Annotated in this window: 13 protein-coding genes; 7 read left to right on the forward strand and 6 right to left on the reverse strand. The window is 40.0% G+C overall.

All coding sequences use genetic code 11. The features are described 5' to 3' along the window. The first annotated feature begins 19 nt into the window (after positions 1-19). Genes WH223_RS02795 through WH223_RS02805 form a run of 3 tightly spaced genes read left to right on the forward strand, consistent with a single transcriptional unit; the run spans position 20 to position 4,918 of the window. Positions 20-1,528 (forward strand): RagB/SusD family nutrient uptake outer membrane protein, encoded by a 1,509-nt coding sequence (locus WH223_RS02795; protein WP_340046004.1) that lies wholly within the window; start codon positions 20-22, stop codon positions 1,526-1,528. Between the two features lie 18 nt (positions 1,529-1,546). Then, the gene (locus WH223_RS02800; RefSeq protein WP_340046005.1) at positions 1,547-2,785 is read left to right on the forward strand and encodes a glycoside hydrolase family 71/99-like protein; all 1,239 of its coding nucleotides are present in this window, start codon (positions 1,547-1,549) and stop codon (positions 2,783-2,785) included. 18 nt (positions 2,786-2,803) lie between these two features. Next, positions 2,804-4,918, forward strand: a complete 2,115-nt coding sequence (locus tag WH223_RS02805) for a glycoside hydrolase family 97 protein (protein ID WP_340046006.1) — start codon at positions 2,804-2,806, stop codon at positions 4,916-4,918. Positions 4,919-4,980: 62 nt separating this feature from the next. Here WH223_RS02805 and WH223_RS02810 read toward each other — a convergent pair whose 3' ends face one another. After that, positions 4,981-7,383 (reverse strand): alpha/beta hydrolase family protein, encoded by a 2,403-nt coding sequence (locus WH223_RS02810; RefSeq protein WP_340046007.1) that lies wholly within the window; start codon positions 7,381-7,383, stop codon positions 4,981-4,983. A 415-nt stretch (positions 7,384-7,798) separates the two neighbouring features. Between WH223_RS02810 and WH223_RS02815 the strand changes: the two genes are divergently transcribed. The 4 genes from WH223_RS02815 to nrdF are packed head-to-tail and all read left to right on the forward strand — an operon-like array spanning position 7,799 to position 11,570. Next, on the forward strand, positions 7,799-8,032 hold the full coding sequence (locus WH223_RS02815; protein WP_340046008.1) for a glutaredoxin family protein: 234 nt from the start codon (positions 7,799-7,801) through the stop codon (positions 8,030-8,032). A 29-nt stretch (positions 8,033-8,061) separates the two neighbouring features. After that, entirely contained in the window at positions 8,062-8,469 is a 408-nt protein-coding gene (gene nrdI / locus WH223_RS02820) for a class Ib ribonucleoside-diphosphate reductase assembly flavoprotein NrdI (RefSeq protein WP_340046009.1), read from the forward strand. Continuing rightward, positions 8,429-10,534 (forward strand): class 1b ribonucleoside-diphosphate reductase subunit alpha, encoded by a 2,106-nt coding sequence (nrdE, locus tag WH223_RS02825; RefSeq protein WP_340046010.1) that lies wholly within the window; start codon positions 8,429-8,431, stop codon positions 10,532-10,534. Before nrdI ends, nrdE begins: the two co-directional genes overlap by 41 nt. A gap of 49 nt (positions 10,535-10,583) precedes the next feature. Further along, positions 10,584-11,570: a class 1b ribonucleoside-diphosphate reductase subunit beta gene (gene nrdF, locus WH223_RS02830; protein ID WP_340046011.1), complete on the forward strand. Its 987-nt coding sequence runs from the start codon at positions 10,584-10,586 to the stop codon at positions 11,568-11,570. Positions 11,571-11,647: 77 nt separating this feature from the next. On the opposite strand, the gene WH223_RS02835 is transcribed toward nrdF, so the two are convergent. The 5 genes from WH223_RS02835 to WH223_RS02855 form a co-directional block, all read right to left on the reverse strand. Then, positions 11,648-13,276, reverse strand: a complete 1,629-nt coding sequence (locus WH223_RS02835) for a RagB/SusD family nutrient uptake outer membrane protein (RefSeq protein ID WP_340046012.1) — start codon at positions 13,274-13,276, stop codon at positions 11,648-11,650. 11 nt (positions 13,277-13,287) lie between these two features. After that, positions 13,288-16,305 carry a SusC/RagA family TonB-linked outer membrane protein gene (locus tag WH223_RS02840; protein ID WP_340046013.1) on the reverse strand — a complete coding sequence of 1,006 codons (3,018 nt, stop codon included), beginning with the start codon at positions 16,303-16,305 and terminating at the stop codon, positions 13,288-13,290. Positions 16,306-16,803: 498 nt separating this feature from the next. Next, positions 16,804-17,715, reverse strand: coding sequence for a sugar phosphate isomerase/epimerase family protein (locus WH223_RS02845; protein ID WP_340046014.1), 912 nt, complete (start codon positions 17,713-17,715; stop codon positions 16,804-16,806). A 224-nt stretch (positions 17,716-17,939) separates the two neighbouring features. Continuing rightward, positions 17,940-19,502 (reverse strand): RagB/SusD family nutrient uptake outer membrane protein, encoded by a 1,563-nt coding sequence (locus tag WH223_RS02850; protein WP_340046015.1) that lies wholly within the window; start codon positions 19,500-19,502, stop codon positions 17,940-17,942. Between the two features lie 59 nt (positions 19,503-19,561). Next, positions 19,562-22,693 carry a SusC/RagA family TonB-linked outer membrane protein gene (locus WH223_RS02855; protein WP_340046016.1) on the reverse strand — a complete coding sequence of 1,044 codons (3,132 nt, stop codon included), beginning with the start codon at positions 22,691-22,693 and terminating at the stop codon, positions 19,562-19,564. Positions 22,694-22,953 lie beyond the last annotated feature (260 nt).

Raw genomic sequence — 22,953 nt, forward strand, 5'->3', positions numbered from 1 at the left:
ACCTTCAAATCTTTTAACCATGAAATTTAAATCTCTAGTATATACAACAGCAGCGCTTGCACTATTTAGCAGCTGTACTGACCTAAACGAAAATCTATTCGACAAAGTCAGCTCTTCAGAATATGGAAAAACACCAGGCGAAATCGAAACCATCGTCGGCAAGGCCTATTCTTCCTTACGTGGAGGAAGTTCGGATGGGGTTGCTTTCTACCCTACGGGTGAATTTGTATTCTTTGTCAACGCGATATCATCGGATGAATGTGTGATTCCAACTCGTGTTGGAGGTGACTGGGGTGATGGTGGTGTATTTCTTCAATTACAACGTCACGATTGGAAGCCAGACAACCCTAAGATTTGGGCTCCATGGAAATATGGCTACAATGGGGTAGCTTCCACCAATGCCATCCTCTACCAAGTGGAGCAATCGGGCTTAGATGCGAATGCTAGGAAACCGATTGAGGCCGAACTGAAAGCCTTGCGTGCTTATTATTACTACAAACTGATGGATTGGTATGGTAATATTCCATTGGATACTACCTACGCATCTAAAGAAGTTCCTGGCCCTACACCACGCGCCGATGTTTACAAGTTTATTGAAAAGGAGCTGATTAACAGCATCCCCTATTTACCACAAAATCAATATGGTCGATTCACGCAAAATGCGGCGAATGTATTGTTGGCGCGCTTGTACTTAAACTCAGGTGTATACATTGGAAAAGAACGCTGGCAAGATTGTTTAAATGTATGTAGCAAAATTTCGGGACAGCTCGCTCCAGACTATTTCGCCAGCTTTAAAGTCGACAACCATAAGTCGCCAGAAATTATTTTCAGCATTCCTTATGATAGTAAAGCGGGAACGACAGGAAACTATCTAGCCTCGATGACCTACCATTATGAACAAAAATGGGCAATGGATAAAATAGACAATTACCCTTGGTGTGGCAATGGTATCGCTGCGCAACCGCAGCTGTATGGCAAGTTTGAAGAAAGCGATATCCGTCGTAAATCCCTACGTGTGGGGCCACAGATTGATATGCGCACAGGTGCTACCATTGTGATGCCGCGTGATGGCAATCCTTTAATTTACACACCTGAGATTACAAGCATTACTAACGCCCCACAGAATGAAGGAGCACGCTTAGGTAAATATGAAGACAAGGCCGGTGATGTTTGGGAGCGTGATTATGACCTCGTACTTATGCGCTATGCTGAAGTATTGATGATGCAGGCAGAATGTCATGTACGCTTGAATAATCCGGAAGCAGCACGCCCTTACATTGAGCAAATCCGTTCACGTATCGGAATGTCGGTACCAGCAACAATTGATTTACAATTTATCGATGATGAATTAGCGCGTGAGTTTGTTTTCGAAGATCATAGACGTACAGACAATATCCGTTTCGGCACCTTCTTTAAGCCATGGTGGGAAAAACCGGCAGATAACGCAGATAAGCATACGGCCATCTTCCCAATTCCAACTCAAGAAAGGGTCAAAAACCCTAAGCTAACCCAAAACCCAGGTTACTAACCCGTCAACTTTAGGATTATGAAGATTAGTATTTTAACATTTTTAGCGCTAAGTTTTTTCTCCGCCTGTAGCAAATCAGGCGGAGAAAATCCGACTACGCCAGCCCAAGAAGAACTGGTCGTATACGAACCTGTAGCCGTATCGAAAGAGGTTACGAAGAAGGTATATGTACACCTAATGCCTTGGTTTGAGGATAAATCTACCAACGACCAAGTCGGCAAGTGGGGTCAGCATTGGACCATGGAAAATAAAAACCCCGATAACATAGGCGCGAATGGGAAACGTGAAATCGCAGCTCATTACTACCCCTTGACAGGTCCTTATGCATCGAGCGACCCAAATATTATCGAGTATCAATTATTATTGATGAAGCTTTCGGGTATTGATGGTGTACTAATCGATTGGCCAGGAATTACGAAGCTGTATGACTATCCTTTACTGGTGCGCAATACGGAAAAGTTCATTGAGAAAATCGCTAAAGTAGGCTTAAAGTTTGCCATCGTATATGAAGATCAAAACATCAATATCGCTTACAACAACAATGTTATTACCAATAAAATTAGTGCCGCAAAAAATGATATGGCCTATCTAGCGTCAAACTATTTCAATAAGGATAGCTATATCAAAGAAGGAAACAGGCCTCTGTTATTGGTCTTTGGTCCACAAACATTCGAAAGTGAATCGGAATGGACACAGATATTTGCAGGATTAACGACTAAACCTACGTTTTACACACTATGGAATGAATCGCATGAAGCTGGCGCAAATGCACAAGGAGAATATGCGTGGGTTTATAAAAACCACCTCAGTGATTTACAAGGATTTTATAACAAAAACTATAGCGGAACGAAAATGGCATCCGCCTATCCTGGTTTCAAATCCTTCTATACGGAAGGCGGATGGGGAACAAACCCTTTCCAAATTGATGTAAGCCTACAAACCTTCCAAACGACGCTGGATTTAGCTTTGCAGAGTAATGCTCCTTCAGTGCAGCTGGTTACGTGGAATGACTATGGGGAAGGCACAATGCTTGAGCCGACGCAGGAATTTCAATTTTCTTTCTTAACCAGTTTACAGCAAAAGCTTAAGGTAAAAGATCTACAAGAGAAGCATCTCAATGCAGTATGGCAACTTTATCAGTACCGGCAGAAAGCAAAAACAAATGCTGCACTAAGTAAAAAACTGGACCAAGTATTTTACTACCTCGTGGCCTTAAAACTTAATGAAGCCGAGAAGCTGCTACAAACAATCGACTAAAACAACTTTATATATATCATGCGCAACCATAAAATAGGCTTGGCAGTCCTCCTTTTGGGACTGTCACTCACCTCCTACGCCCAAAAATTTGAAGTTTACTCGCCCAATAAGAATATTATTCTACAGGTAGACAACAAGGATACGGGACTGCAATACCAAGTAAACTACAAAGGTAAAGCAATTGTACTCCCATCAAACTTAGGCGTAACGATTCTCGGACACCCCGTGCTTAGCAACAATTTTGAAGTCCTATCCTCAGCTAAAAAAAATGTAAATGAACAATGGGAACCTGTTTGGGGCGAATATGCACTCATTCAAGATCAGCATGAGGAAATAAGTATTCAGCTACGTCAGAAAAATGAACAACAGCTGCAACTAAACTTAATATTCCGCGTGTTCAATGATGCTGTAGCATTCAGGTATGAATTTCCAAAGCAGCCTAACTTAAACTACTTCATTCTTCAATCGGAGGAGACACAATTCAACTTAACGGGAAACCATCAGGCTTTCTGGATTCCGGCAGATTTCGATACCAATGAATATCTTCATAATAAAACAAGACTACGTGAAGTCGATGCCACCAAAGCAAAGCTAGCAACGACCGAGATGTTCTCCCAATCGGGTGATGACCCGACGGGAGTGCAAACACCCCTCATGTTAAAAACTGACGATGGCATTTATCTAAATATCCACGAAGCGGCATTGGTAAACTACCCTGCGTTACAGCTTCATGTCGAGACCACAACAAATAGCCTTCATGCGCGCTTAGTGCCCGATGCTGTCGGAAATAAAGCCTACTTGCATGCTCCTGCCCAAAGTCCTTGGCGTACGCTACTCATCAGCGATAAAGCTACAGATATATTAGCCTCAACGACGATTTTAAACTTGAATGAGCCCAGTAAAATCACACAAACAGACTGGATAAAGCCCATGAAGTTCGTTGGCGTATGGTGGGAGTACCAAACGGGGAAAAGCACATGGAACTATGCTAATACAGCCAATGACCGCGATGCACAGGGCAACCTAATTCCTAACGGTAAACATGGAGCAAACACAGAAAACGTAAAGAAATACATCGACTTTGCTTCCAAAAATGGAATCGATGGAGTCTTGGTTGAAGGATGGAATTACGGCTGGGAGGATTGGTTTGGAAACTGGAAAGAGGATGTATTTAACTTCGTAAAACCCTACCCTGACTTTGACGTGGTAGCCCTACAAAAATATGCAAAAAGCAAAGGCGTGCAGATGGTTATGCATCATGAGACCTCTGCATCGGTCACCAACTATGAGCGCCAATTAGATACGGCTTATAAGTTTATGAACACCTATGGCTACCCAGCAGTAAAAACGGGCTATGTCGGAAAAATTATTCCACGTGGCGAATTTCACGATGGACAGTGGATGGTCAACCATTATGAAAGGGTGTTAAAAAAAGCCGCTGAACACCACGTAATGGTTAACTCGCATGAATCAGTGCGACCTACAGGCCTACACCGCACCTATCCCAACTGGCTAGCTTCCGAGTCGGGACGTGGCAATGAGTACAATGCTTTTAGTAAAGGAAGCCCTCCGGAACACGAAACCATCCTTCCTTTTACCCGTTTTGTTGGAGGTCCGATGGATTATACCCCAGGTATATTTAAGCTTAAAGGCTATTTCAAGGATGACCCAGAAAGACAGGTACACACCACGTTAAGCAAGCAACTAGCATTATACGTAACCATCTTTAGTCCCTTCCAAATGGTTGCCGATGAAATCGACAATTACAGCCTTTATCCAGATGCTTTTCAATTTATAAAGGATGTAGCTGTAGATTGGAGTGACACCAGATATATTGAGGCAGAGCCTGGTGAATATATAACCGTAGCACGAAAAGCGAAAGGGACAGACAATTGGTTCATCGGTGCTATAACCAATGAAAAAGAGCGTTCAACAAGCATAGCTTTAGATTTCTTAGATAAAAATAAACGCTATGAAGCGACAATCTATGAAGATAGCAAAGACAGCCATTGGAAGAATAATCCAGAGGCGTATCAAATTAGAAAAGTGTTGGTTGATCACAAAACCAGCTTGAAGCAGAAATTAGCTCCAGGTGGAGGGGTAGCAATTTCTATCGTACCTATTCAAAAGTAACTAGTACCCATAGATTAATGTAGCAAAAAGGCCGGAATCATACTGACTCCGGCCTTTGCATTTTATTTTTTCTTCAGATACTTATCTAAGAATTGTTCTTGTTCCCATAACATGTGTAAGATATTATCCTTTGCCGCATAACCATGCGATTCAAAAGGTAGTAATACCATACGTACAGGAGCACCTAAATTTTTTAACGCTTGGAAATAACGCTCCGTTTGTAACGTAAACGTACCTGGATTGTTATCTGAAGCACCGTGAATCAACAACATCGGCGTCTTCATTTTATCAGCATGCATAAACGGAGACATGGTATTGTAAAGCTCTGGAACGTCCCAGTAATTACGCTGCTCACTTTGGAAACCAAAAGGCGTAAGCGTACGGTTGTATGCACCAGAGCGCGCAATACCTACGGCAAACAATTTAGAATGTGTCAATAGATTTGCTGTCATGAAAGCACCATACGAGTGGCCTCCAACACCTACACGTGTACGGTCGATATAACCTAATTTATCTACCGCATCGATAGCCGCTTCCGCATTCGCTACCAACTGCTCAATAAAAGTATCATTAGGCTCTTCATTACCTTTACCAATGATAGGGAATGCCGCATCATCCAATACTGCATAACCTTTACTTACCCAATAAACAAAAGAACCATAAGAAGGGAACGTAAAAGCGTCGGCATTGGCCGTGCTTTGTCCTGCTGTTTGCTCATCTTTAAACTCACGTGGGTATGCCCAAATCAGTAAAGGTAATTTCTCTCCTTTACTACGATCGTAGCCTGCAGGAAGATAAAGTGTCCCCGACAGGTTAACACCATCTTTACGGCGGTAATTGATTACTTCCTTATGTACGGCCTCTAAACCTTTAAATGGGTTTTCGATTTGTGTTAAGGCCTGTGCTTTTCCAGAACGGATATTCTTTTTATAATAGTTAGGGTACAGCGATGGCGCTTGTAAAGAGACTAAGATATCTCCTTTTTTCACATCCATGATCGAAGAAATTGTTTCTTTCTTACCCGGCGTATTGGATGTATATAAACGTTTTTTCTTTAATGTTTTTAAATCTAGCTCATCAATAAACGGGAATTGACCGTCTTTGGTAAAACCCTCACCGAACCAATACGTTTTGTGATTATCCACATACATGACAGGCACACCAAAGCCGTTGCGCTCTGTGTGTACAGACCCTGGATCGCTATATACATCTTGCGAGTTACGATCAGACAAAAGCGTCGTTGCTTTAGTCTGCGGATTAAATAAGAAAGTCTTCACATTACGTGTATCGTACCAACGGGAATATACTAAAGCATATTCCGCAGTACCCCACGAAACCCCACCAAAACGATCTACGATTTTCAACAAAGAGCTTGGTGCCCCGTCAAATGGTGCATCCCACGAGAAAAGCTCATCACGAAACTCTACCTTCTTGTTCGCATCTCCTTCATCTAATGCTTCTACGAAAGCCAAAGTAGCCGCTTTATCGGTACGCCACTGTAAGCTTCTTTTACCTTTACGAACGGAAGAGAAACCTTTAGGCATCACTTCTATCAAAGGCACTTCATTCACCAATTTAACACGCTCCCCTGCAGCAGTATAAACTACAGACTCTTGTGGAAAGCTGTTTAAAGGGACAACGTAAGAAAAAGGACGTTTAATGGTGCTCGCTAACAAATATTTGCCGTCAGGCGAAAAAGAAAGCTGCGTATAAATAGCTGTTCCGAGTACTTTTTGCTGCTGACCATTTAAATCAGCGCTGTAAATCTCAGACTGTGTAATCGTCTCAAAGTTAGCTTCATCCTGTGGATTTTTCAACAAATCTTGGTAAGTACGTAACTGCGACACCTGTCCGTCACTCGTTGAAACAATAGGGCCTAGCGGCAAATCTTTATCACTATTGATGAGCGCTTTACGCTGTACCGGCAATTTGGTTAACAATAGGTTTTGACCACCATTATACCATACATAGGGAGAACCCATACTTGCATTAAGGTCATCGGCTGTAATTTTTTTCGCTTGAGCAGTCGCCAAATCTACCAACCATAACTCTAAACCTTTTGCGGTAGAATGTGTGAAAGCAAGGTTTTTTGAATCGGGAGAAAAGCTTATGTTAGCGAGCTTAGCTTGTGCAGGTAATCCTTTCACCTGTACTTCAGCGTCGCTTCCTAACTGCTTCAACTTAATATTCTCTGAATATGTTGTCGTTCCAGATATATTGGTAATTGGATTAATACGTAAACCTGCTAAGCGTACTTCGGGCTGGTTCAACTCATCTAAACTTTTATAAGTAGAGCGGTAAACGGAAACAATCCATGTTTTATTTGGGCTCACCATTAAAGCTGGAGGACGTTGATAATCGGCAAGCGCCAGAATTGGAGCTGATGGTTTCTGAAAAACTAAATTCTCCTGTGCGTAGGAGAAACTCAGAAACGAGATAAATAAAAAACTGAATACAAACTTCATAGTAATTGGGCTAAACCTCGAAGTTAATGATTATTTTTGATGGTCTTTGGCGTATCACCAAATTGTTATAGTACAGAAAGTGCTCAGGCACAGAATTTACGAAAAAAAGGTCAGAATCAAGTCAGTTTTTGGTTAAAAAACAAAGTTATAATATACTATTTTTTTTTGACTTTCCGAAGCAAAAAAATAGTTTCCAAAGTTTTCAACACCCTTACTACACATTGTTTAATAAGCAGTTACAATAAAAAACCATCTAGGAAGGCCATTTATTGGGAGTAATAAATATGGATGTGGAAAAGTATCATTACCGCTCCGGATTAAAATATAGGATATTTGTTAGGCTTGGGATGAGGACCGCTTCAAGACGCGTATGTTATCTTCTATCGCAGTAGAAAAAATTAAACTTAAGAACAACATGGCTAGAATCATTAAATTCGAAAAAAATGACTGTGCACCATGCGCACAGGTATCCGCTTACTTGGATAATAAAGGTATCAACTATGAGACTATCAATCCTTTTGATGAGCCTGATTTAGCTGCGAGATTTAAGATAAGAACAGTTCCGACTGTACTTGTGCTTGAGAACGACGAAATACAACAACGCATCATCGGTTTCAAACCAGAAGAGTTAGCAACGATAGCGCTGTAATTTGTTTCACTAAAATCAAAAGCAGAAACATGGTACATCTATATTACGACTCGAGAACAGGTAATGTTCAGCGTTTCATCAATAAGGTAACACAAATTACCGGATGGCAGGCGCATAAAATCGATGAGGGCATGGAAATACACGAAGCTGGACATTTGATTACCTATACAACAAAGCTGGGCTGCGTACCAGACAAAACAAACGCATTTATGGATACTTTCGCTGATAAAGTGTTATCAGTAACATCTAGTGGCAATAGAAACTGGGGTAGAAACTTCGGTGTTGCAGCCGATAGAGTATCCGAAAACTATGACGTACCTCTAGCCATGAAATTCGAGCTTTCGGGCACCATGGAGGACATCAATCAATTTATAGAAATTATTAAACACCAATACAATGATAGCAAACGAGGTAGCAAAAAACTGGATATTGCTTAACAATGAAATCATGATAAAACATGATGACGAGTATAGCTTAGAAAAAGACAAAGAAGCTGTACGCGCCTATTTCTTGGAGCATGTTAACAAAAACACCGTTTTCTTTTATACATTAAAAGAAAAGATAGATTATTTAATCGAAAACAACTATTACATAGATTACTACCAATGGTTCACCTTTGAGGAGATGGAGCAGGTATACACCTTTGTACATGCGAAGAAATTCCGTTTTCAATCTTTCATGGCGGCTTTCAAGTTTTTTCAGAGTTATGCTTTACGTGACGATTCGGGTGAAAAATTCTTAGAACGCTACGAAGACCGCGTTGTTTCTGTTGCTTTATTTTTAGCGCGTGAAGAAGGCGTAAGCAAAGCTATCGAATATGCGGAAATCATGATTAACCAAGAATATCAGCCTGCTACCCCGACATTCTTGAACGCTGGAAAGAAACGTTCTGGCGAGTTAGTTTCCTGTTTCTTAGATGAAATTGGAGATAACTTAAATGGTATTGGTTACGCGGTAGATTCAGCGATGAAATTATCGTCTATCGGTGGAGGTGTTTCTTTTAACATTTCAAAAATCCGTGCGCGTGGTGAAGCTATCAAAGGCGTAGACGGTCGTGCTGGTGGTGTTCTTCCGATTATGAAAATTATGGAAGATACATTCTCTTATGCGAACCAATTGGGTCAACGCCCTGGTGCTGGTGCTGTATATTTAAATATCTTCCACTCTGATATTGAAGAGTTCTTAGATTGTAAAAAAATCAACGTTGATGAAAAAGTAAGAATTAAATCCCTTTCTATTGGTATCATCGTTCCTGATAAATTTATGGAGCTAGCGGAAAAAGATGAAGCTTGCTACTTGATTTATCCACATACGGTTATGTTGGAATACGGCATTCCATTGGACGAAATGGATATGAACGCTATGTATGATGAATTAATCACCAACCCGAATGTGAAGAAAAAGAAAATCAACGCTCGTCACATGTTGGTTAAAATTGCGCAGACACAAAAAGAATCAGGTTATCCATATATCTTCTTCAAAGAAAACACAAACCGTGTACATGCATTAAATGGTATTGGACAGGTTAAATTCTCTAACTTATGTACCGAAATTATGCAGGTATCACAAGTTTCAGATATTACAAGCTATGGTAAAGAAGACACTATCCGTTACGGTATCTCGTGTAACTTAGGTTCCCTAAATATCGCAACGGTCATGGAGAACAAACGTGTCAAAGAAGCTGTAAAAACAGCGATGCGTTCTTTAACTGTCGTAACAGACATCACGGATATCGACATGGTTCCTTCTATTGCGAAAGCAAACAAAGAACTTCACTCAGTAGGCCTTGGCGCGATGAACCTACACGGTTTCTTAGCGAAAAGCTTCATTATGTATGAATCTAACGAAGCATTAGATTTCGCTAATACTTTCTTCATGATGATGAACTACTACTCTTTAGAGGCTTCTATGGAAATTGCTAAAGAGCGTGGACGCACATTCACTGGCTTTGAAAAATCAGCATACGCAGATGGAAGCTACTTCGATGGCTACACTTCTCGCGAATACAACCCTACGACAGATAAAGTAAAAGAGCTTTTCGAAGGGGTATATATCCCAACAAGCCAAGACTGGGCAAACTTAAAAGCACAAGTAGCAGAGCATGGTATTTACCACGCTTACCGCTTAGCAATCGCTCCTAACCAGTCTACTTCGTACATCATGAACGCTACAGCTTCTGTTATGCCGATTGTAGATATCATTGAAGTACGTGAGTATGGAGATAGCACGACCTATTACCCAATGCCTTATTTGACGAACGATAATTACTTCTACTTCAAATCGGCATACGATATGGATCAATTCAAGGTATTGAAACTGATTTCTGTTATTCAGCGTCACATTGACCAAGGGGTATCGACAATCTTGCACACAAACTCGAAAGATTCAACACGTGATTTGGCGAAGTACTATATCTACGCCCATAAATTAGGTTTAAAATCATTATACTATACACGTACTCGTAAGTCAACAATCGAAGAGTGTATCTCTTGTTCAGCATAATTTTATCCTGAACTGTAATCTAGACTGTGTACGTTAATAATTAAAGAAAATGAGCAAACAATTTAAAGCTGTAAACTGGAATACACCGGACAATGATTACGTCTTGATGTTCTGGGAGCAGAATATAAAACAATTCTGGATTGATACCGAGTATATCCCTTCTAAGGATATTGATAGCTGGAAAGGCTTAAGCTGGGACATGAAAGAGTGTTATAAAAAAGCATTGGGTGGATTAACCTTATTGGATACCTTACAGAGTCATACAGGTATGCCAAAGATTATCGACCATATTGATTCTTTGCAAAATAAAGCGGTACTTTCCTACATGTGTATGATGGAAGCTATCCACGCAAAATCATACTCAACGATTTTCACTACGGTATCTACTACCAATGAGATTAACGATGTGTTTGGTTGGGTAAAAGAAAATAAATTCTTACAATACAAAGCCAATACCATTGATACGTACTACCGTGCTATCGATAAAGAAAGCATCAACGACGAGGAGTTGTTTATGGCCTTAGCGGCATCTGTATTATTAGAATCTTTCTTATTCTACTCTGGTTTCTTCTTGCCTTTATGGTTATGTGGACAGGGACAAATGGTTGCTTCGGCAGATATCATCAAAAAGATTATTGCTGATGAATCTATCCACGGAGTATTCGTAGGATTAATGGCTCAAGAAGTATACAGCCGTCTTTCCAACAAAGAAGAAGTTAAAGAACGCTTCTTGGTGTTATTAAACGACCTATACGAAAACGAAATCAAGTATACGGAAGAATTATATACTGTTGTCGGCTTAACGGCAGAGGTAAAAGAATACGTTCGTTATAATGGAAATAAAGCCTTAATGAACTTAGGCTTTGATCCAATCTTCGAAGTAAAACAAGTAAACCCAATCGTATTGAATGGTTTAAATACGGAGACAACACAACACGATTTCTTCTCGAAAAAATCAACGAATTACGAGAAATCGATGGAAATCGTTCATTTGAAAGATGAAGATTTCAAAATGGATGTAGCAGTTGAAGTTTAATACTGTTATAAATAATATAAAATGAATAAAGGGCTGTTGATTAAACAGCCCTTTATTTTTTGGTATGAACTTAGCAATTAACCGGGGTAACCCGGGTTTTGTTTAAGATTTACATTGATTGCGCGATGGCCTTGCGGAATAGGATATATTTCTTTGTTAGCATCATTCGTTGGTATGTGATCCCACCAACTCCCTTTAATGAAATCACCGAAACGAATCAAATCTGCTCTTCGTTTACCTTCAAAAATAAACTCACGTCCCTTTTCTGTAAGTAGCTCTGCTAAGGTCAAGTCATCCAAATGATACCGCTCGCCAGGCCAATCACTCGCCGTAAATGCGCGCATTCTAACCGAATTAATCAAATCTACAGCCTCAGCTGTAGCCTTTCCTCCATTTTTACGCATCAAGGCTTCGGCCTTATTAAAATAGATTTCCGTCAGCCTATAGATAATATATTTATTCTCCATATAACTGGGGTCCGACAAAACTCCAGACTTATATTTATTAAATCGAGCTCCCGAATTCTCTTCTCCTTCCGCCATACTACCGACACTATTCAAATCACCTAAACTCTCTCTTCGTATACTGTTTACATAAACAAATGGCTTTCCATTCCACTCCTCAGTACCCAATATGGGAATATTTGTAGCATATTTGTATTGAGGGCCAAACAGAAACCAATCCTTTTTACGCAGGTCCTTATCTCCATAAGCATCAAAAGCAGAAGGAATAACGACAAAGGCATTCCAACCGCCATAACCTACTTGTAGCACTTCGCGTATATTATCATAGCCCATTAAGAAGCCTCCCCAATCAAAGGCAAAGCCTGCCTTACGGCTAAATTCAAATTGAAATAAAGATTCTGTATGGGAGGCGTTACGATTACTAAAAAGCTCATTAATATCACGAGCAAGTGTTGGCACACCTCCCACTCCACCAGCACGCCCCGAGATAATCTCATCACAAGCTTTTATACAATCATCCCACAGACTTATGCCTCCCCATTTTTCAGCATTCAAGTACAATTCCGCCAGCATGGCATAGCCTGCTGCACGAGACACCTCTCCCACTGTTTGCGCCGTTGTTAACGGCAGCTTATCGACATTAGCCTCCAACTCCTCTTTAATAAAATTAAACACCTGCAAGCGGTCCTCCGTAGCCGGATTCAATGGTACACCAAGCTTGGTGACAATGGGTACATTTCCCCATAAGTCCATAATACGCATATAGTGAAACCCTCGCAATACTTTTAGCTGAGCAACAAGTAGGGCACGCTTTTCTTCCGTCATCCCAACTTTGCCTAAGTCAAGCGCTTCGATATCGCCCAGCGCGGCATTGATAAAGCCTACACCGCCCCACATCAAATCCCAAGCAATGCGTAGCCGCAGCTCATTAATGGTCCAGGTATGATAATGTTGTCGAAAATGATCGCCCGCGTCATAACCATGCTTTCCTTTCTGCGGCCAAGCTAATTGGTCGCTCCCCAACTCGGCATGATAGTAATAACCACTTTGTCCCGTAGGAGCCAACCAAGCTTGCATATGTGTTAATGGACGTAAAGCGGCTTGCTTCACTTCTAGCTCATTATTATAAAAGTTCTCTTTATTCAGAGAGCTATATAATTTTTCATCGAGATTGGTACATCCTACGTTAAAAACGTAAACCAAGAACCCGATGCAAATGCCATATTTATGAATTGTTTTCATGTCTATTACAATTAAAATCCAACATTAAGCCCCATAGACCAAGAACGTGTACGTGGATAAAAACCACGCCAGTCAATGCCTGCATCAAATCCTGTATCTTTAATTTCGGGGTCCAAACCCGAATAGCTTGTGATTGTTCCTAAATTACGACCAACCATGTAGACGTATAGATTACGTATATAACTTGATGATAGCTTAAAATTGTAACCAAAAGTCAAATTATCTAGCTTCACAAAGCTTCCATTTTCTAGGTAATAATTGGAGTATTGCGGGTCATCGTTCAGCTTATCATGCTTCATAAAAGCTTCCTTCAACACATTATTAGGTAGCCATTTCTTATTTCCAAAATATAGCTGTGGCGTATTTAGGATATCAAACTTAAATTTCCCTCTAAAAAACACAGAAAGGCTAAATCCCTTATAAGTAAATCGATTATTAATAGCTGCCTGAAACTTAGGCACCCCATTTCCAATATAAGCTAAATCGTCCCTTGTGATTTCTTTGGCTCCAACGGCAGTACCATCAGCCTTGTAAAAAAGCCACTTACCATCATCCGTAAACCCAGCAAAGCGCTTTCCATAAAAGGCTCCAACCTCACCACCTTCCTCCAAACGGATGGCAGCGCCCAAATTACCGGGAGAAGGTAAATCCCCAAATTCTAACCAATTATCCTTATAAATATCATTTGACAGACGCGTCAATTTATACCGTTGGTAATTTCCAGTAAAATCAATAGACCATGAAAAATCAGGCTTTTGAACTGCTAAAGCAGAAATTTGCAGTTCTATACCCCGATTTTGTATAGATCCCACATTGGTAAAAATACCACCATCAAGAAAACCCGGTAATTGAGCACGATAGCTATACAATAGATCTTTCGTCAAGCGCGTGTACCAATCGACAGTCATGGTAAGCCTATTCTTTAAAAAACCGAGATCTAAGCCGACATTCCATTCTGTCTTTTGTTCCCACCGTAGGTTAGGGTTTGGATTTTTTGTTGGTCCATAGGTTTGATGATAGACGCCATCTTGCGGGTAAACACCTCCAGGTCCAAGGGTAATTAAAGACTGATAATTTCCGATATCTTGGTTCCCTGTAATCCCCAGTCCAACGCGTAGCTTCGCATTACTTAATAGTTCCTTCGACTTTAGAAAAGGTTCCTCCGTCAGTTGCCAGCCCACAGACACCGCGGGAAAATTCCCCCATTTATTATTAGCGCCAAAACGAGAAGACCCCTCACGCCGAAGAATAGCACTCAAGAAATACTTATTAGCATAGTTATAGGTAGCACGACCAAAGAAAGCAATCAGCGTATTATCCTCCTTGAAGGATCCCATCGTTGGACGAGGAAGCTTATCATTGGTTAGCGCAGTTCCGGATTCCATATTCCAGTCGACAAAGCCGTCGGTGGTAAAACCACTATTAGCCATATTAAACTGTTCGGCCGTAGTATATTGATAAGTATAGCCCAGCATCCCTGTCACCTGATGGTCCTTACTGAAAGTCTGGGTATAGTCTAAAATCCCCTCTAAAGTCTTGGACCAAGTCAATCGATTCAATTTACTGGCATAGCCTGTCCCTTGATAAGCACTTGTCGTTCGTTGATCCCAATCTAGCGTAGAACGATATAGACGGTCGTTATACGTATTCCGTGAATAGAACCCTAAACCACGCAACACAAAATAATCATTAATCTTAAGGGCTAAACGATTACCTATAGAAAAAATCTGTCCGTTGCGCTCATCAATTCGATAAGCAAACCGACTCAATGGATTGTAATTATTATAACCTTGTGTTTGATAAAAAGTGCCATCCTCGTTATAAAGAGGAGCCGTAGGATTACGTTGCACCGCCTGTTCAAAATCAGGAACATTACCACTTCCGCTAGTCTTACCGCCGAGCAAATTCGCCTTATTGAAATTACCAGCAATGCTTACGCTGTAGGTCAACCGATCCTTTAATCCTGTCTGCGAAATATTTAGCCGCCCACTATACTGACGCTTTGCATTTTCACGTGCAATACCATATTCATCTTCATAGTTTAATGCTATGCGATAGTTTGATTTCTCAGCCCCTCCGGTAGCCGCAAAATGTTGATAATTGGTGAAGTTTCTTTTATTAATTAGTGCTGCATAAAGATCGGTTGAGCTACCAAAATCTTGGTCCTTAGCGATACGACTATCATCCATGTAACCTCTAAATTCTTCAGCACTTAACATAGAAGGTGTCTTGGCCAAAAACTCACGTTGCCCTGAGGCACTATAGTCAAACTGTGGATTACTTTGATTCTTTCCTCGTTTGGTCGTCACTAGGATAACACCATTGTTCCCTCGAGTCCCATAAATAGCCGCTGCAGACCCATCTTTCAGCACATCAATAGATTCGATATCGCCTGCCCGCACGAGATCAAAACCTCCGACAGGGACGCCGTCTACCACCACCAAAGGACTCAAGCTACCACTTATAGAGCTCATGCCCCGCAATTGAATACCATAACCACCGTTAGGGTTGCTTCCTTGCAAAGGAGTAATACTCAAACCTGCCACCTTTCCTTGAATCAGCTCTATAGGCGAGCGAAATCCTCCACGATTAAAGTCTTTTGATTTGATAGAGGAAATTGCGGAAGTAACTTCTTTTTTCCGCTGTGTTCCATAACCAACGACCACCACTTCCTCAACGAGGGACAAATCAGGCTGAAGCCTAAAGGTTAGATTTCCCGAAGAACCAACAGTCATATGGAACGATTGATAGCCGAGCATAGAGGCGACCAAAAACTGCCCTTTAGCTACCATAAGAGAGAAATTTCCTTGAGCATCTGTTTGGGTAGCTTGACTTGTTCCCTGTATTGTTATGGTTACCCCAACTAAAGGAATGTTTCGTAGGGCATCTACAACCTGTCCTTTAACGGGTTCTTGAGGGATAAGCCTTGTAAAATCAGCCGGGTAGCTGAGCAGCTGATAGGGAAAAACCAATAACCAAACTAAGATGTAAAAGCTACATCTTGTCTTAATTTTGCTACTATTCTTCATAAGCAGTCTATAATTAGGTTAATAAATAGTCGATTAAAACGTATTAATAACTCTCGGGCGAAGAATAATTTATAAGGTAGGATAAAACCTACCGCCTCAAAAAGGGAGATAGCATCCTTGTAAACCGTCAAAAAAAGAAAAAACCTTACAATAGGGCGGGATAAATCTGTAAGGATGAATAAAGATTCTCGTATTTAATAAATTAGGTAAAAGCCAGCCTTTTTCATCATTTAATTGGTTTTGTTGGACGGCTGGAACATCCTTACACTAAGGAAGCTTATTTATTGATAGAAAACAAATAGAGAAATTACCGTTTTCATCCTTTTTTGGTGTATTCTAGGAAAAACAGGATTGAAGACTAGTTAAGGCGCAATTAAACATTAGTGCGAAAGGATTATAATTAAAATATATTCCTTCTTTGTAACAATCCATAAATAAAGAGCCAAGATCTATGGGGGTAGACCTCGACTCTTCGATTGTAAACAAATATAACTCCTACTAATTGAATTTCTTAGGGACAAAAGGTGCTTTACGTAAATAATCGATACTTTCTTTTAAGCCTGCTTCTAGGCCATTAGTAGTTTCCTCTAATTCTACGAAAATATGTTCTACACCTGCTGTTTTAGCATTGTTAAAGATAGCGTCAAAGCCAACCATTCCTGACTGACCAATCTCACGGCGATCTTTAATATGCAAGGTTTTAAAGCGACCTGGATATTTTTTAAAGTAATCTACTGGACTTCCTTTTCCGATAACTGTCCAATACACATCCATTTCGAAAAATACATAACGAGGATCCGTATTCTGAATCATGAAGTCAAACATTAAATCTTTACCTTCAACCTTAGCAAATTCATGTGAGTGGTTGTGGTAACCGTATTTAATGCCATTCTCTAAACATTTTTTACCAATTTCATTAAGGTATTCACATTGTACTTTAAGCTCTTCTAATGTTTCTGGGAAACCCAACCATGGGGTCACGATATACGTTACACCAGCGGCTTTATGTGCTGCGATACATTTATCCCACCACGCTAAGCCTTCCGTGAAATCACGCGTACGAATAGCCTCTTTACTTAAGGAATTACCTGTATGTGATGAGATCAAGCGTAAACCTGCCTTATCTACATTCTTTTTAAAATCCTCAGGACTTAAATTATAAAACTTACCATCATTATAGCCTGCAGCTTCTACGACCGTATACCCCATATCGGCTAGATTCTTCAATACAGGAACAAAATCCTTCGCATAACCAGCCTTCGCATCTACGTAAGAACCTAAAAGGCTACGTACGGAATACAGCTGCAAACCGATTTCTTTCTTTACCGCTTTTTGCTGCGCCATGCCAGTCATACTCCCGAAAACTAGAGCTAGACCTAAACATACACTACTTACTAATTTGTTTTTCATACTTTTTTTCTTCGTCTCTCGACAGTCAAAACATCTATAAATTGAAAGTCCCCCATTAGACTTCCGTTAATTGCTTTTTTTAAAGAAATGCCTTACGTAACGGTTTACACTTTTTAAGCGAAGGCAATGCTACGCAAATTTAATTGCTCTAGCTATAATCATTTGGTAATTTTTATATAGCTGGGAATAAAATATTCCCAGCTATATGCTAAATCCTTATTCTGTTACAAAGTACCTCCGTACTCTTTACTTTGTTTTAACATCGTATTAGTAAGCTCCAATAAAGGAATCGGCAGAATTTCATTTTTATTTTCCGTAAAACCTTTATATTTTAATACTGTCGCAGCTCTTTTCCAACGTACCAAATCGAAGAAACGATGACCTTCACCTACCAATTCCATACGACGCTCATCGACGATATCATCTAGGGTAATACCTGATTTTTTGGTCATATGTGCACGATCCCGGACTGCATTCAACAGCGCTAAAGCACGACCAACGTTACCCCCACCTCGTACTAAAGCTTCCGCTTCTAACAAATAAGTATCAGCTAAACGAATCTCGTAGGTATTCTGTGGGAAGTTCAAATCTGCATCACCAGCTCCTTGAGAACGATCTTTAGCTAAACCAGCATACTTCTTCAGGAAATATCCCGAATTGTCGTGACTTTGTCCATACTTCACAACCATTATTGTAGGATCTGCTCCCAATGGTACATTGGCTAAACTATCAACATTTGAAATGGTCGCTGCATAACGAGAATCGCCCTTCATCCATACGGCCAATTCTTTCGTCGGAATAAAGAATCCCCAACCACTGACAAAACCAGGTCCTCTAGTCGAATCCAAAAGATTGTAATTACGTGGTGCCGACATAATATTGATAATATTACCCTCTGTACAAGGAACACAGCCCCAAGTACCAGCCGATAAACTGGTATGGTTCACTTCCAAGATAGACTCTTTATTATGCTTATTCGTAACAACAAATAAATCAGCGAAATTTGGCAGTAACTGATTTCCAAATTTAGACACCTGACCTGGCTCCCCGTTAACTTCCGCAAACTGCGCCGCCGCCTCAGCAAATTTCTCTTGATATAAAAGCACCTTACCCAGCAAAGCATGCCCTGCTGCCTTTGTAATACGACCACCTTCTGTAGCTACAGGAACTGTGGCTGGAAGATCTGCTAAAGATTCCTTCAATTCTGTGGTGATAAAATCATACACTTCAGCAGGATTAACTTGTTCCACCAAATTAATATTATCAGCCAACAACGGTTCTTTAATTAATGGAATGTTTTTAAATATACGTACCAAATCAAAATAAAAATAGGCACGTAAGAAACGGCTTTCTGCAACAAAACGTTTCTTTTCTGTTTCATCCATTACTGTCTGCGGCAATTTACTTAACAGTACATTTGCACGACCAACTCCTGCGTAACCACCTGCCCAAAGTCCCTCTTGAGGACCATCTGCAGGTGTAACGGTAAATTTATTCATGTTCTGAAAGTGAGGCAAATCACTAGAACTACCACCACCGGCATTCATATCGTCGGAAGCAACGTTCATAACAGATAGTTTATTGGTATAGTTGCTTGTACTCCAACCAATCACATCATACACCGCCACTAAACCATTAAAAGCCTCTTGTCTATTTCTATAATAATCCGATTCGAAATGTGTTCCTTTTGGTTTGGCTTCCAAAAACTCTTTCCCACAACTCTGGAAAGCTGCTGCAGATACCAACATAGCTGCAGCCATGGCCAAAATCAATCTATTCTTTTTCATTTTTTTTTATTTTAGATCATCACCTTACGGCAACTCGTTAAAATACGACTACTTAATCCTTAAAAACCAATATTTAACCCGAACATGAAGGAGCGTGCTTGTGGATAACGACCACGATCGATACCCATTCCAGAGTTATTCGATCCACCACCAATTTCAGGATCATAACCTGTATACTTCGTGATTGTAAATAAATTTTCTGCCATTACGTACACACGAAGGTTTCTAGCACCTATGTATGAAGAGAAATTTCTGAAGGTATAGCCTAATTGAACTACTTTCAAACGGAAATAGTCTCCTTTTTCCAAGTAAAATTGTGAAGGGTTACGATAGTTTCTATTTGCATCGTCATCTGTTAAACGAGGATGTGTGTTTGAAGTTCCTTCACCAGTCCAACGATCCAACGCTTTCTCTTGATAATTAGATGCATTAATATCTAAACGTCTCAGCCCTTGGAAGATTTTATTACCACCAGACCCTTGTCCGAATACTGAAATATCGAAATCTTTATATGCAGCATTCAAATTGATACCATAGGTCCAAGTAGGAATTGGAGATCCCAAAATTGCACGGTCATTTTCATTAATAACGCCATCACCATTGATGTCTTCCCATTTAAAGTCACCTGGTTTAGCATTTGGCTGAATCTTTCCACCATTAGGTCCAACATACGCATCAACCTCTTGTTGATTTTGGAAAACACCTAAATGTCTCATACCGTAGAAAGAATAAACTGGCTGATTTAAGATCGTTCTTGTAATTTCATAAGATGAGTTCTGAAAGGTTTGATAGTTGGTTGCCAAAAAGTCAAACCCACCAAGATCTGTTATTTTATTCTTTACATAACTCACGTTTCCAGAGGCACCATACGTCCAATCGCCTTGTTTTTTATTGTATCCTAAACTTAATTCAAAACCTCTATTCGTTAATGCACCAATATTCGCTGGAGGATCACTTACAACGCCCACATATTGTGGAAGACGTACGTTTTGTAAGATTCCAGTAGTTCGTTTATCAAATACATCAATTGATAAGCTTAAATTCTGGAATAAAACGGCCTCTAAACCGATGTTAGCAGATTTCGTTTCCTCCCATTTCAAATTAGGGTTCGGAACAGAGTTTGGACTATTTCCCGTTAAATAAGCTCCTCCTGTACCGAAAGAATAATTACGTCCACCACCAATAACAGCAGTGTACCCGAAGTTTCCAATATTATCATTACCAACAACACCGTAACCGGCTCTTAACTTCAAGAAATTAACGGTTGCATTATCTTGGTTCCAAAAATCTTCAGACGACACAACCCAGCCTGCAGATACAGAAGGGAATGTTCCATATTTATTTTGCGGACCAAATTTTGTTGAACCATCGCGACGAACTAAAGCCTCGAATAAGTAACGATCTTTGAAGTTATAGTTTACACGACCAAAGAAAGATTGAATATGTTCAACAATACCTTCACCACCACCTAAGTTTTTATCCGTATTAGGAACTGGAAAATTCATGGATGCTTCATCAAAATTATCGACTGGAATGCCGAAATAAGTTCCATTAATATTATAAGAATTATTTCGCATGTAGGCTCCATGCCCTACCAAAACACCTATTTTATGATTATTAAAATCTTTGGTATAAGAGATTGTGTTTTCAAAATTCCAATCCATCATACGATTCATACCTCTTGAAAAATTAGCTTTATCATTTTTACTTGTAGGGCTCATATAGAATTGAGGTGTAAATCCTTCATTTCCCCAAAAAGCTAATTTAGTTCCTAAACTAGAACGATACTTCAGCCCTTCAATTGGCATAAGCTCCGCAAAGGCATTTCCAACGATATTATCACTCCAGCTATAATTTCCTAAACGTGTTTGAATAAAAGCCATAGGATTCGTCATCTCTTGCGCTACATATGGAGATATACCATATGGATTGCCAAAAGCATCACGTACTGCAAAAGGAGTAGTATAAGGCGCTTGTCCTGCAACAGCAGGATCAGTAACAACGACTGGCGTAATTGGATCTAAGTTGATTGCAGAACTCAAAGGTCCACCAAACTCACTATTTGTATTTCCTAAACCAACTGATTTATCACGTGCATAACCAATATTTTGTCCAAAAGTAATCCACGAAGCTGGTGAATAGGTTGAATTTAAACGGAAGTTTAAACGTTTATATTTAGAAATTTCTGTAGCCACAATACCTTGTTGATCTAAATAACCAAAGGAAGTATAGTAAGTAGATTTTTCTGATCCGCCAGAAACACTAAACTCATGGTTATGACGAATTGCGCCATTATTGAATAGTTCTTCTTGCCAATCAGTCCCTTTACCGAAGCTAGCTGGGTCTGCAAACAAAGGAGCCTTACCATCGTTCTTTAAAGATTCATTTCGTAAAGTAGCATATTGTGTCGCATCTGTCAGTTTTAACTTCTTTGCTGGCGCTGATGTACCAAAAAATCCGTTATAAGAAATACTTGGCGCACCAATTCTTCCTTTTTTAGTGGTCACTAAAATTACCCCATTTGCGGCACGTGCACCATAAATCGCTTGTGCAGATGCATCTTTCAATACATCTAAGGACTCAATATCAGACTGATTAATAAAACCAATACCACCATTATCGACCACAACACCGTCAACGACCCATAAAGGATCATTTCCATTTATTGACGTGGTACCACGTACACGCACGTTTGCTGCAGAACCTGGTTGTCCTGAGTTTGTCATCACTAATACACCTGAAGTACGTCCTTGTAAGGCTTGTTCAACACGTGTTAATGGCATGTTTTCTAAGTCTTTGGCTTTCACCGAAGAAATCGCCCCTGTTACGGTAGCCTTCGTCTGTGTACCATAGCCGACAACAACGACTTCATCAATATTACCGGTCTCACCATCTAACTGAATTTCCAAAAACTCTGCTGGATTAATAATAGAAACCGTTTTCGTTGCATAGCCAATAGCCTTTACTTGAACTTGGCTTTTAGCATTAGGAACGCGAATAGTAAAAAAGCCTTTGTCGTTTGGAGCTGTAGTCGTACTCGTTCCGACCACTTGAATAGTAGCATGCGTAATGGCACTACCATTCGCTCTGTCCGTTACATGCCCTTGAATTTGCAGTTGCTGTGCCATTAGATGAACGTGTGTTAACATCGAAACACAGAACAACAGAAAGATTGTTACGTTTCTTTTCATAGTGTTTATAATTTTAAAACTTGGTTATTGGTATAAAGGCGAATTTTAGTCCGCTCGATATAACTGGTTGAACAAATATGAATTTCTTTTAAAACAAACAATAAAAATTAAACCCTACAACTACACTACTACTCGCTAAAAGAAATAAAAATAAGGCTTCAAAAAACACTACACAAAACAGCTAAAACACTGTAAATCAAATCAATAAAACACTACACATTAACATTTATTTAACATTACAAAATCAAATAAATTAAAAA

The organism is Sphingobacterium sp. MYb382 (assembly GCF_037572665.1).
GTDB lineage: Bacteria > Bacteroidota > Bacteroidia > Sphingobacteriales > Sphingobacteriaceae > Sphingobacterium.

What these genes read in the sequence shown, in the direction of transcription:
- WH223_RS02795 (WP_340046004.1), top strand. Translation starts at nt 20, where the DNA reads ATGAAATTTAAATCTCTAGTATATACAACAGCAGCGCTTGCACTATTT.
- WH223_RS02800 (WP_340046005.1), top strand. Translation starts at nt 1,547, where the DNA reads ATGAAGATTAGTATTTTAACATTTTTAGCGCTAAGTTTTTTCTCCGCC.
- WH223_RS02805 (WP_340046006.1), top strand. Translation starts at nt 2,804, where the DNA reads ATGCGCAACCATAAAATAGGCTTGGCAGTCCTCCTTTTGGGACTGTCA.
- WH223_RS02810 (WP_340046007.1), bottom strand. Translation starts at nt 7,383, where the DNA reads ATGAAGTTTGTATTCAGTTTTTTATTTATCTCGTTTCTGAGTTTCTCC.
- WH223_RS02815 (WP_340046008.1), top strand. Translation starts at nt 7,799, where the DNA reads ATGGCTAGAATCATTAAATTCGAAAAAAATGACTGTGCACCATGCGCA.
- nrdI (WP_340046009.1), top strand. Translation starts at nt 8,062, where the DNA reads ATGGTACATCTATATTACGACTCGAGAACAGGTAATGTTCAGCGTTTC.
- nrdE (WP_340046010.1), top strand. Translation starts at nt 8,429, where the DNA reads ATGATAGCAAACGAGGTAGCAAAAAACTGGATATTGCTTAACAATGAA.
- nrdF (WP_340046011.1), top strand. Translation starts at nt 10,584, where the DNA reads ATGAGCAAACAATTTAAAGCTGTAAACTGGAATACACCGGACAATGAT.
- WH223_RS02835 (WP_340046012.1), bottom strand. Translation starts at nt 13,276, where the DNA reads ATGAAAACAATTCATAAATATGGCATTTGCATCGGGTTCTTGGTTTAC.
- WH223_RS02840 (WP_340046013.1), bottom strand. Translation starts at nt 16,305, where the DNA reads ATGAAGAATAGTAGCAAAATTAAGACAAGATGTAGCTTTTACATCTTA.
- WH223_RS02845 (WP_340046014.1), bottom strand. Translation starts at nt 17,715, where the DNA reads ATGAAAAACAAATTAGTAAGTAGTGTATGTTTAGGTCTAGCTCTAGTT.
- WH223_RS02850 (WP_340046015.1), bottom strand. Translation starts at nt 19,502, where the DNA reads ATGAAAAAGAATAGATTGATTTTGGCCATGGCTGCAGCTATGTTGGTA.
- WH223_RS02855 (WP_340046016.1), bottom strand. Translation starts at nt 22,693, where the DNA reads ATGAAAAGAAACGTAACAATCTTTCTGTTGTTCTGTGTTTCGATGTTA.